6 protein-coding genes and 1 rRNA gene are annotated in these 12,230 nt (G+C 62.4%); all 7 read right to left on the bottom strand.

The window, feature by feature from the left end; all coding sequences use genetic code 11:
* Positions 1-140 precede the first annotated feature (140 nt).
* Positions 141-632: an outer membrane lipoprotein YfiB gene (yfiB, locus tag BLV67_RS28480; protein ID WP_069788228.1), complete on the bottom strand. Its 492-nt coding sequence runs from the start codon at positions 630-632 to the stop codon at positions 141-143.
* Between the two features lie 4 nt (positions 633-636).
* Positions 637-1,899, bottom strand: coding sequence for a diguanylate cyclase DgcN/YfiN (gene dgcN, locus BLV67_RS28475; protein ID WP_065930493.1), 1,263 nt, complete (start codon positions 1,897-1,899; stop codon positions 637-639).
* Positions 1,896-2,462, bottom strand: coding sequence for a regulatory sequestration protein YfiR (yfiR, locus tag BLV67_RS28470; protein ID WP_069788229.1), 567 nt, complete (start codon positions 2,460-2,462; stop codon positions 1,896-1,898). Before yfiR ends, dgcN begins: the two co-directional genes overlap by 4 nt.
* A gap of 142 nt (positions 2,463-2,604) precedes the next feature.
* Entirely contained in the window at positions 2,605-4,674 is a 2,070-nt protein-coding gene (recD, locus tag BLV67_RS28465) for an exodeoxyribonuclease V subunit alpha (protein WP_069788230.1), read from the bottom strand.
* Positions 4,671-8,345 (bottom strand): exodeoxyribonuclease V subunit beta, encoded by a 3,675-nt coding sequence (gene recB / locus BLV67_RS28460; RefSeq protein ID WP_069788231.1) that lies wholly within the window; start codon positions 8,343-8,345, stop codon positions 4,671-4,673. Before recB ends, recD begins: the two co-directional genes overlap by 4 nt.
* On the bottom strand, positions 8,342-11,794 hold the full coding sequence (gene recC, locus BLV67_RS28455) for an exodeoxyribonuclease V subunit gamma (RefSeq protein WP_069788232.1): 3,453 nt from the start codon (positions 11,792-11,794) through the stop codon (positions 8,342-8,344). Before recC ends, recB begins: the two co-directional genes overlap by 4 nt.
* Before the next feature lie 162 nt (positions 11,795-11,956).
* A 5S ribosomal RNA gene (rrf, locus tag BLV67_RS28450) occupies positions 11,957-12,072 on the bottom strand.
* Positions 12,073-12,230: the final 158 nt, after the last annotated feature.

Here is a 12,230-nt window from a genome sequence, read left to right as displayed (position 1 = left end):
CTGGCACAAATAAGTGTGGGAGCTGGCTTGCCTGCGATGGCGGTGGGTCAGGCAGCTTATCTACTGCTGATACACCGCCATCGCAGGCAAGCCAGCTCCCACAGTTGACCGCATTGCCACTTTGGAACTGAGTGTGGTGCTTAGTCGGCGATCACGACGATCGACACGCGCCGGTTCTCGGTGCGACCTGCCACGGTGGTGTTCGACGCCACCGGCTCGCCGCTGCCCAGGCCGCGCAGTTGGACGTTTTCTTCTTTCATGCCCACGCCGGTCAGCACCTTACCCACGCTTTTTGCGCGGCGCAGGGACAGTTGCTGGTTGTAGGTTTCTTTGCCGGAGGCATCGGTGTGGCCGTCGACGCGCACGCGTTCGATGCCGGCGCCCGTCAGGGCTTTGCCGATGCGTTCAACGATGTCGGTGCTGGCTTTGTTGAGGCTTTCGACGTCGCTGCCGAACAGCACTTTGCCGGATAACCCGAAGGCCCAGCCTTCGTCGGTGAGTTCAAAGCCTTGTTGTTTGAGGACCGCGACTTGGGCCGGGGTCAGGCCTTTGGGCGGAGGCGTCTGGCAGCCGCCGAGGGCCAGGAAGGCCACCAGTAAAGTGATAAACAGAACACGCGTTTTCGAGAACAAGGGATCAACTCCTGTGTTGAACGTTGGCAGCGGTAGGCTCCGCCTCCGCCGTTTGCTGGCCGCCCTGGGACAGCCGCTTGGCTTGGTACATGGCTGCGTCGGCGGCATTGAGCAAGGTGCCGGGAGTGGCGCCATGATCAGGGTAGATGGCGATGCCGATACTGAGGGAGGTCAGCACCTGGGTATTGCCGGGCAACGGGATCGGCTTGTCCATACTGGCAATGATCTTGTCGGCGATGCGCTGGGCATCCTCGGCCTTGTGCAGCGGCGCCAGCAGGATCGCGAATTCATCACCGCCCAGGCGCGCCACCAGGTCATCCTCACGCAGTTGCGCACGTACGCGCTCGGCAACGGCGACCAGCACGGCATCACCGGCGGCGTGGCCGAAGTTGTCGTTGATGTCTTTGAAGCGGTCGCTGTCGAGGAACAGCACGGCCACCTTCTCATTGACCTTGGCGGCGCTGCGCAGCGCACGGATCATGCGGCCCTCGAAAAACGCGCGATTGGGCAAGCCGGTGAGGCTGTCGTGGCTGGCCTGGTGCGCGAGGGTTTCATTTTCACTTTGCAGGTGGCTTTGCCAGGCTTCCATCTCGCCGAGCAGGGCGTTGAAGTCGCTGCCGAGGCTGTCGAGTTCGGCGATCTGCGCCGGTGGCACGCGGCGGTCGAAATCGCGCTCGCTGCGGGCGGCGTGGGCCACGGCGGCGAGGCTTTGCAGCGGTTGGGTGATGCCTTGCAACAGGCGCCGCGCCAGGTACAACGCGACCCAGGCGCTGAGTGCGGTACAAATCAGAATTCCGGCCAGGCCGCTGAGCAAAAAGCGCAGCAGGCTGCCGCCATGGCCAACCAAGTGAATGCTGCCGACGGGTTGGCCCTGGTGCAGGATCGGCTGGCTGATGGGCTGTTCGAGCAGGGTGTGCGCCACCGCCAGTTCAACCCTGGAGAGCATGCCGGTATCGGGCCGTATCCATTGCGCCAGCAGCTTGCCGTTGGCATCGAAGACTTCGGCCTGGGCCACTTCTTCGGTGGAGGCGATCAGGCTCAGGGCCTCGGTGGCGGCGGCACTGTCGTCGAACACCACTGCCGCCTCAACGGTGTAGTTGATGGAGCGCGCGATCAGGTGCAGGTTGTGTTCGGCATACACGCGCAGCGCCAGCACGCCGAGCAGGGTCAGCGACACACTGGCCAGGGTCACGGCCACCAGTGCCAGGATCAAATGCCCACGGCCAATGACCGAACGCAAGGTCGGCCGCACTTTAGCGGTACTCATGGCGCCGGCGCTCGACGGCGGGACAGTTGCAACACGCTGGGGTGAATACGCACGCCACTGCGGGCGACGGAGTCCAGGTTGACCTCGAACGACACTTGCTCATCGCCCACGCGCAGGCAGAACAAGCTGCCCACGGTGCATTGGTCGCCGCCTTCGCTGATGCTGAGCACCGGGTGGCCGATCAATGAGGTGAACAGACGGCTGCGTTCATCGGCGGAGAGTTTGCCGATGTAAATGGCGTCGCAGGCGCTGACGATATCGGGGTTGTCGGCGAGCAGGCGCTTGACCACCACCGGGCGGCCAGTGGCCTGGGTGGTGCCTTTGATCAGGTCGTCGGTGTATTGGGTGGGACCGACGATGCACAACCGCAGTTGTGCAGGCTCCACCGGCCAACGGGCATAACTGAGAATGCCGAGTACCACTTGAGTGACGGCTTGGGCGCGGTGATCGGCCAGGCTGGGCGTCTGCGCAAATACGTGCGGGGCGAGCAGGCATAGCACCGCCACCAGTAACATGCGTCTCCAGCTCGAACTGCGCTCTGTGGGCGAGACAGCCACGTTCATGCAGCGATTCTCTCAGCTATTTTACAGGGTGATGCCGCAACGATAGCACAGCGGCGCAAAACCCCACGACTTGGGGGTTTATCAAAGCCTGCTATTTTTTCAGAAAAATCAGGCAACTAAATCAGAAATACTTCATGACCTATCAGTCAGCTTTATCGAGGGCGGCATCCAACTCCAGCATCAACCCACTCAGGCGTTTGACCTTGCGCCGCACCGCTTCTTCAAACACCCCGCCACGCGGTTCGATCAAACTGAACCAGCGTTTGGCGCGGGTGATGCCGGTGTAGATCAGCTCTTTGGTCAGCACCGGGTTCAGCGCATCCGGCAGAATCAGCGCCGTGTGGGTGAATTCCGAGCCCTGGGATTTGTGCACGGTCATGGCGTACACGGTTTCCACATCATTCAGACGGCTGGGCAGTACAAAACGCACGCCACCCTGGCCATCGTTGCGTGGGAAAGCCACACGCAGCACCTGTGGGCCACCGTCGCTTTCGGGCAGCTTGAGGGCGATGCCGATGTCGCCGTTCATCAAGCCCAGGCCGTAGTCGTTGCGCGTCATCAGCACCGGTCGGCCTTCGTACCATTGGTCGTCGCCTTCGATCAGCCGCACTTTGCGCAAGGCTGCGGTGATGCGCTGGTTTAAACCTTCCACGCCCCACGGGCCCTTGCGCACGGCGCAGAGCAGCTGGAAGGCGTCAAAGGCTTGCAACAGTTGTTGCGCCCAGTGAGTCCAGGCGGCGTCTTCACGTGGAGTGTCGAGGGCCGGGCGCGCGCTTTGCAGCAGATTCAGGTAATAGCGATAACCCTGGGCATCGTCGCCCTGCCCGTCCAGCACCAGGCGCTCAAGGGCGTGATCGTGTTCGCCCTTGAGGCTGAGGCAGAACAGGTCGCTGTGGCTGCGAGCGGTAAGCAGTTTGCGCGCCTCTTCGGCATTTTGCTGGTTGACCCAGCGCGCCAGTTGGCCGATGCCGCTACCTTCGCCGAAGCGTCGCGAGTAGCGCAGCATGACCACTTGCTGGGCGAGCGGATGACCGCCCTCGAGGTCTTCCTGCAGGCCGCTGGCGCTGAGGTCTTCGCCGCTGACCGCTTGCAGCCATTGGCGCGTGTCGGGGCTGTACCAGCCGGCTTCGGCATCCCGGCACAAGTCGCCGAGCACCGCGCCGGCTTCTACCGAGGCGAGTTGGTCTTTGTCCCCGAGCAATACCAGGCGTGCGTGAGCCGGCAACGCGTCGAGCAGGTTGGCCATCATTTCCAGGTCGATCATCGAGGCTTCGTCCACCACCAGCACGTCCAATGGCAACGGGTTGCCGAGGTGATGGCGAAAATGTCGCGTGCCGGGGCGGCTGCCGAGCAGGCGGTGAACCGTGGTGACCTGGGTGGGGATTTTTTCCCGCACGCTGTCCAGCACATTCAGCGACAACACTTGCTGGCTGATGGATTCGGTGAGGCGTGCCGCGGCTTTGCCGGTGGGCGCGGCGAGGCGAATGCGCAATGGGTTGCCGGCCTCTACGGCCGGGGCCTGCAGCAGCGCGAGCAAGCGCACTACGGTGGTGGTTTTGCCGGTGCCGGGGCCGCCGGTGACGATGCTGAAGGCCCCGCGTGTGGCCAGGGCGCAGGCGAGTTTTTGCCAGTCGATCACGCCGTCCGGTGGCGGTTGTTCGAACAAGGTGTTCAGGCGTTGCGGCAAATCAGTGGCGACGGTTTCCTGGGTGGCCAGGCGCAGGCGCAACGCCGTGTCGATGCGCCGTTCGTAAGTCCAGTAGCGGCGCAAATACAGGCGTTTGCCGGACAACACCAGCGGGCGGCTTTGAGCCGACTCACTGCCATCCAAAGCCAGCGCGACCAAGTGGCTGGCGGCCAGCGCATGGCACCAGTGGGCGCCATCAAGGCCGCCGAGTAATTGCGAGGGCAGCAGCATGGCGCCGGTTTGCAGGTCGCCTTCGGGGGGCAATGACAGGGCAAAGTCTGGCGCTTTAAGGGTTTCGAACAGGTCCAGGCAGACGTGGCCATGGCCCAGTTGGTGGCTGGTCAATGCGGCGGCCAGCAATACCAGCGGGTCGGCCTGCGGGTCGAGTTCGTGGAGGAAGCCGACGAAGGCTTTGTCCAATGCGCGCAGCCAGCCACGGTCGACCCAGCGTTCCAACAACTGCACCAGGTCGGCGGCGCGGCTGAGGGGCTGCAGGTCCTCAAGCGGTAATGGCGACAGGCTCATAGCAGCACTCCTTGTTCCCAGGCGGGCTCAACCTTGGGCGGTATGGGTTTGCCCTGGAACAACAGGTCCAAGCCTTCGATCAGCTCCCGTGGCGGCCGGGTGAAATACGCGCCTTGGCTGGTGGCCTGGGTGCCCCGCAGGAACAGGTACAGCGCGCCGCCGACATGGCGGTCGTAGTCGTAATCCGGCAGGCGTGCCTTCAGTTGGCGGTGCAGGGCCAGCAGGTAAAGCACGTATTGCAGGTCGTACCGGTGCTCGAGGATCGACTGTTCCATGGCGTCCTGCGTGTAGGCCGAATCGTCAGGGCCGAGCCAGTTGGATTTGTAGTCGGCCACGTAATAACGGCCGTCGTGTTCGAACGTCAGGTCGATAAAGCCCTTGAACATACCGTTGAGCAGCACCGGTTCGGCGGCTACTCGGGACACGCCTTTATGGGTGTACTGGCACACCAGCTTGTCGAGGGCCAGCACGTCGACTTTGTGGCTGGCGAACCAGAACTCCATTTCGATCTGGTAGTGCTGCAGGCTGCTGAGGGCGACTAGATCGTTATCTACCGGCAGCGGTGTTTGCAGCAAATGGCCGAGCCAGCCGCTGAGGGTGACGATCCAGCCTTCCCAGTTGCGCCGATTACAGCGGGCGCCCACGGCTTTTTCGATGGCATCGGGTGTCACGTTGAAGCCTTCCTCGCCCGCCCATTCCAACAGGCCATGGAGAAAGGTGCCGGGGTTAGGGCCCCGTGGGAAACGGTGAATGTCGCCGCCAGACGCTGCCACTTCACGCGGTGCGTCGGGGTCGAGGCGTTCATCGTCGAACAGCTTCTGGGCTTGTGGGCTTTCTGGTGCTTCTAGATTAGCGGCGCTCATGCTGTCGCCAATTCTTAACGCACTGTAAGAAGCGATCCACCAATTTTCAGCGGCCTTGCGCTTGGGCAGTAGCGGTGCCAGCAAGGTGGCCTCGTTGCGCGGCGGGTGAAACAGGCTGTCTTGCGCGTCGGGCACGTGGGTGTAGTGGATGGGGGCGCAGCCCTCTTGCAAGTCCAGCAGCCAGCGCGCCAGGCCGGCGGATTCGCCCAACGAGGCACCGGCGCCGAGCAGATAACCCAGCGCGGACAGGTGCAAGACCGAGCTGCTGTTATTGCCACGCTTGAGGTCGGCAATGCCCAACCAGCACGCGTGTTTGGCACGCGTGAGGGCGACGTAGAACAAACGCAGGTCTTCGGCCAGGCGCTCGTCGTCGGCCTGGGCGATCAGCTCGGTGGTGGGCCGCAGGCTGACCTGGGATTTGCCCTGTTCGTCGTGGTAATGCAGCGGCAAGCGGCTGCCATCCACCGGCTTGGCCGAGCAGATAAACGGCAGGAAGACCAAGTCATATTCCAGGCCCTTGGACTTGTGGATGGTCACCACCTTGACCAATTGTTCGTCGCTTTCCAGGCGCAGAATCTGTTCTTCACCGGCCTGGCCCGACAGTGCCAGGTGTTCGGCGAGGTGGCGGATCAGCGCTTGTTCGCCGTCCAGTTCTGACGCGGCCTGTTGCAGCAGTTCGCTCAGGTGCAACAGGTTAGTCAGTACGCGTTCGCCGTCACTGCGGGCAATCAGGGTTTGCGGCAGCTTGAAATCATGCAGCAGGCGTCGCAGCATCGGCAGCACGCCTTGGGTACGCCAGATCGCGCGATAACCACGGAACTGCATCACGCGGGTTTCCCACGCCAGTTCGTCCTGGTTCAGACGCTCCAGTTCCGCCAGTGACAGGTTCAGGGTGACGCAAGCCAGGGCGGCGCGCAGTGGGCGCTCGACGTCCGGCTCGGCGCAGGCCTTGAGCCAGGCCAGCAGGTCGTGGGCTTCCTGGGCGGCGAACACCGAGTCTTTGTCGGACAGGTACACGCTACGTACACCACGGGCGGCCAGTTCGGCGCGCACGGCTTGGGCTTCCTTGCCGTCGCGCACCAGGATGGCGATGTCTGATGGGAGTACGCCTTTTAAGCTGCCATCCGGTTGTAGGAAACCTGCGCGGCCCTGCTGCCCACCATTGAGCAATTCAACTATTTGTGTGGCACAGGCGGCCGCCAGTTGTTGGCGATAGACCGCGTTGGAAATCGGCTGGTCGGTGGGCAGGTGCCAGAGGTTCATCGCCGGCAGAGTTTGGCCATCGACCTGCAACTGCTCTTTGCGGCCTTGGGACAACACCGAGTGGAACGGCACCGGGTTGTCGCCATTCGGCTCACGGAACAGGAACGCACCACGGCCGGTTTCGGCACGCTGGAACACATGGTTGACCGCCTCGACCATCGCGTGGCTGGAACGGAAGTTGGTGCCCAGGGTGTGATGGCGGCCGGTGGTGGACTGACGGGCGCGCAAGTAGGTGTAGATGTCGGCGCCACGGAAGGCGTAGATCGCCTGCTTGGGGTCGCCGATCAGGAACAGGCCACTGTCGAGGTGGTTTTCTTCGATGCGGTAGATGCTGTCGAAGATGCTGTATTGCACCGGGTCGGTGTCCTGGAACTCGTCGATCAGGGCGACCGGGAACTGCTCACGGATCACACTGGCCAAGCGCTCGCCGCCGTCGGCTTGCAGGGCGGCGTTGAGGCGGATGAGCATGTCGTCGAAGCCCATTTCGGCGCGGCGGCGTTTTTCTTCTTCGAAGCGTTTACCGACCCAACCGGCGGCGTGTTGCAACACGGCGGCGTCGGGGGTTGGCAGCGCGTCGAGGCTGGCCTTGAGGCTGGCCATGGCGTCGATGCCGGGGTGACGCGGCGGCTCGCCCTTCCAGGCTTCAGCCATGCCATCGGGCGTGAGGCGGGTGAAGCCGGTGCCGATGTCGAGTTGTTCGAGGGTTTCGTCAGCGGCCCAGGCGCTGATCTTTTCGAACCAGGGTTCGAAGTAACGCGCCTGCATCTTGCGGCCGTCGACGGCTTTGGCGGCGACGGCTTGCAGGCAGATATCGCGCAGTTCGATGGCCCATTGTTGCCAGGGGGCCTTGAGCGCGACCAGCGCTTGGCGGCGCTCTTGCAAGCAAGCGTTGATCAACTCGGCCGGCTCACGGGTTTCATCGGTGGGCCGCTCGCTGCCGAACAACGCGCGCACGCGTGGCATCAGCGCGGCGGGGCCGCTCCAATTTTTGCGTACCCAATTGAGCGCATCGTCGTGCATCGGGTAGCAGAACAGCCGCCAGTAATCGCGCAGCACTTCGCCGAGCAGGTCGCTGTGGTCGGTCTCCAGGGTCTGGGTGAACAGGCTGCCGCTGTCGAACGCGTGTTCGCGCAGCATGCGCTGGCACCAACTGTGGATGGTCGAGACCGCGGCTTCGTCCATCCATTGGGCGGCGATGTCCAGGCGATTGGCACAGGCCGGCCATTGTTCGGGCAGGTAGTGGTCACGCAGGTCGGCAATCAGCGCGTCCGGTTGCTCGATTTCGTCACGAAAAAAACGCGCCGCTTCGGCCAGGCGGATGCGGATGCGTTCGCGCAGCTCTTTGGTGGCGGCGTCGGTGAAGGTCACCACCAGGATTTGCGGTGGCAGCAGTTCGCGGCCAAAGCCGGATTGGTCACCACCGTGGCCAAGCACCAGGCGCAGGTACAGGGCGGAAATGGTGAAGGTCTTGCCGGTGCCGGCGCTGGCTTCAATCAGCTGGCTGCCTTTGAGTGGGAAGGCTAGGGCCAAAGGTTTACCGATCATGCGCCGGCCTCCTCGCTGCTGAGTGATCGCCATGGGGCGTTGATCAAGGGGCGATACAGGGTTTCGGCCCAGCCTTCGAATTCTTCGCTGGCGATGAGCGAGGCGTAATTCGGGAATTGGCGAGTGAGCGCCGGGGTTTCGCGGCGTTCGCCGTCGGTGGTCAGGCCGTCGCCTTCGTAGGCTTTGCTGGCGGCGGCCTGGGCCTTGTCCGGATCGGTTTGGCCGAGCCAGGCGAAGGCAGTTTTCACCGCTACGGGCAGTGGTTTGCGCATGCCGGTGTGCCAGGCCAGTAACAGGTTGCCGAGTATGTCTTGGGCGATGGTTTTTTCCAGCGGGGCCAGCAGCAAGGTGTCGTCACTGGCAACCAGCCCGGTACTCAGCGGCAGGCCGCAGGCGCAGGCCACCACATGATTGACCCACGGGCGGATCAGGCGATGCCACTTGCGGGTCTTGATCGAGCCGATGCTGTTGGGGATGGTGGTGACGCTTAACAATCCGCCATCACTGCGCCGATGCAGGCCACTGATCCAGCCTTCCAGCTCGATGCCTTGATGCTCAAAACTGATCGGTTCGGCAGCGGTTTGTGGCGTAGGCCAGAGCGCCAGTAAGTGTTGATAGCGCTGCAGTAGATCGGGCAATGGCTCGACCAATTCATTACGCAGGCATTCGCCGAAACCGACCATGGGCAGCAGGCCACTGCCTTGCAGGCGCAGGGCTTGGGCATTCAGGGCCTGGTCTATGTGATCGGGCTGGGCCAAGGCTGCATTGAGCAGGCTGTCGCTGAGGCTGTAGCGTTGCAAGGCATCGAGAACGAAAGGTTCTTCATCGGCCAGCGGGACTTCGGCGGCTTCGAAGAACACTTTCAGACGCTGGCTGAAGAAGTGTTTGACGGGGTTGCGCACAAAGTCTTGCAACTGGCCGAGGCTTAGAGGTTCTTCCTGGTGGTGCTCTGCCAGTTCGTCTTGCTTGGGTGAGGCTACGGGTGCTTCGTGGAGCAGTTGCCATTCACGGGCGTAGCTGAACAGCGCATCACCTTCGTGGAAGTAGCGGGCACTGAAGGGTTGGAGTGGGTGCTCCTGGGTCATGGCTTCCAGCAGCGGTTCTTGTGTGTCTGCGTTATGCCAGCCGCTGGCGAGGTGGTCACGCAACTGGCCGATCAATACCGAAGCCGGGCGGTCGCTGTTGTCGCGGATGCTGCGGCCTACCCAGCTGATATAGAGCTGATCGCGGGCCGACAGCAGCGCCTCGAGCAGCAGGTAGCGGTCGTCTTCGCGGCGTGAACGGTCGCCGGGGCGGTAGTCGCTGCCCATCAGGTCGAAGTCCAGCGGCGGTTGGGCGCGCGGGTAGTCGCCGTCGTTCATGCCGAGCAGGCAGACCAGCTTGAACGGGATGGCGCGCATGGGCATCAGGGTGCAGAAATTGACAGCCCCCGCGAGGAAGCGCTGGGACAGGCGGCCTTGATCGAGGCCGGCGAGCCAGGCTTCGCGGACGACGGTAAGGGGTAACTCGTCCTGCAGGCCGACGGACTCACAGGTTTCCAGCCAGTCTTCTCGCAACTGTTCGAGTTGGCCAAGCAGATAGTCGTCGTGCTCGCTGCTGGGCAGAAAGAACAGTTGCATCAGGCGTTGCAGGCGCTCGCCCCATTCTTGTGGGCTTGCCGGTTGTGACAAGGCTTGATGGGCGTGGTTTAGCGCATCGAGCAAGGCGACCAGTGGGCCGATCAACGCGGCGTCAAGGCCGCCGATTTCATCGTAGGGTTCGATGCCGTCACAGGCAATTCCGGTGCCCACGGCATAACCCAGCAGCATGCGGCGCAGGCCGAATCGCCAGCTGTTTTGCTCAAGCTCCTTGGGCAGGCCGAGGCCGGCGCGCTGTTCGGCGTTGAGGCCCCAGCGGATGCCGGCGCCTTCGATCCAGCGGTGCAGCGTAGGCAGGTCGCGTTCCTTGATGGAAAAACGTTCGCGCAAGGCGGGAACGTCGAGCAGGTCGAGGATTTCGCTGACGGGGAAGCGGCTGTCCGGGAGTTTTAGCAGGTGCTCGACGGCGATCAGCAGTGGATCGCGGCCACGTTGGCCTTGGTCGGTGAGGGTGAACGGGATAAAACGCGGGTCGTTCCGCTCAAGCTGGCCGAAGACCGCGCGGATGTGCGGCGCGTAGCTGTCGACGTCGGGGACCATGACGATGATGTCACGCGGGCGCAGTGCCGGGTCGGCGCTGAAGCGCTGGAGCAATTGGTCATGGAGGATCTCCACTTCGCGTTGGGCGCTGTGGGCGATGTGGAAACGGATGGAGCTGTCGTGATTCAGATCGACGCCCGGCCACAGTTCGCGGGTTTCATTGAGTGGGCGCAGTTCGAGGATGTCGTCCTGCAATTGGTTGAGCAACGTGGTGGGTTCGTTGTCGCTGAACAGGTCGATGCGGCCATCACGGAAAGCAGCGCGGTAGCTGTTGGGGTCGTCGTAGCTGTCCAGCAGGCTAATGTAGTCGCGGCCCTGTTTACCCCAAGCGGCCAGCAACGGGTGCGCATGCTGGTGCAGGGTTTGCGGGTCGATGGTGACGGGCATGCCGGCTTTGCGCGCCTGACGTTTGTACTCGTTACGCAGCAGGTCTTTGTCGGCAACGATGTCGGACCAGTGGTGGCGGCAAGGGTTGTGTACGCACAGCAAGACTTGGCTGAAGCGTGCCAGGCCGGCGAGTGCTTCCAGCGCTTGGGCGGGCAACGATGAGATGCCGAAAACGATGACTCGGGACGGCAGGCCTTGGGGGGCTTTTTCGAGGGTATTGATCCGCTCGATAAAACGCTGGTGAACACCGGCTCGGCTTTCGGCCATGCCCTCTTCGCCTACATCCAGTAGCAGTGCACGCCAGAGTTCTGCCTGCCAGCAATTCGCCGGGTTCAGGGGCTTTGTTTCGCCTCGGCCGTTGCGCAGTTGGTGGCGACCGGCCGCCCAATCTTCCAGCCAGTCGGCGCGGTAGACCTGGTATTGGTCGAACAAGTCGGCCAAGCGTTCCGCCAGTTGATAGCGTTTGCGCAGGTCGGTGTCGTCGGTGAGAAATCGCTGCAGGGGCTCGAAGTGCGGTTGGCCGATGAGCTCCGGGAGCAGACGCATCAGGCGCCAGGTCAGTGGGGCCTTATCGAGCAAGGATTTGGGCGGGATTTCGTCTTTGCCCAAAACCATGCGATAGAGCTGCCACATAAAGCTGCCGGGGAGTTGCACGTCGATAGCCGCAGCGATGCCGCAGCCACCCATATCATCTTCTTCGGGATCTTCGGCCAAGGCCAGCTTGAGCCATTGGGCAATGCCGTTGCTTTGGACCAGGGCGATTTCGTTTTCCAAAGGAGCCAGCGGATAGCGGCGCATCCAACTGACTACCAGACTGCGCAGTTCGTCCAGGCGGTTGCCGTGAACCACCATGAATCCAGCGCTGAGGGACGTCGCATCCGGCATAACGGCTTCCTTGGGAAAAGCAAAATCGAGGCATGGACTTTAGCATTGAAGGCGGTCACAGACTGCAAGTGAGAACCGCTTGATACATTGCGTGGCCACACTTTTCGACCGCCCAAAACAAAACCCCTGATTGCGTTAGCAATCAGGGGTTTCGGAATTTAATCTTGACGATGACCTACTCTCACATGGGGAAACCCCACACTACCATCGGCGATGCATCGTTTCACTACTGAGTTCGGGATGGGATCAGGTGGTTCCAATGCTCTATGGTCGTCAAGAAATTCGGGTACTGAGTCGTAGCCAGATGGCTTCGCTTCAGCAAATTGGGTATGTGACAGCTTTCGGTGTTTTGTGAGCGTCGAACTTTCGGTTCATCTCGTCTTCACACACCGCAATCTGATGCTCTTTCGAGTAGTCAAATTGCTTGGGTGTTATA

This window comes from Pseudomonas salomonii, assembly GCF_900107155.1.
Classification (GTDB): Bacteria; Pseudomonadota; Gammaproteobacteria; order Pseudomonadales; family Pseudomonadaceae; genus Aquipseudomonas; species Aquipseudomonas salomonii.
The sequence above is the reverse complement of the archived record's forward strand: the minus strand, read 5'-3'. Positions and strand labels throughout refer to the sequence as shown.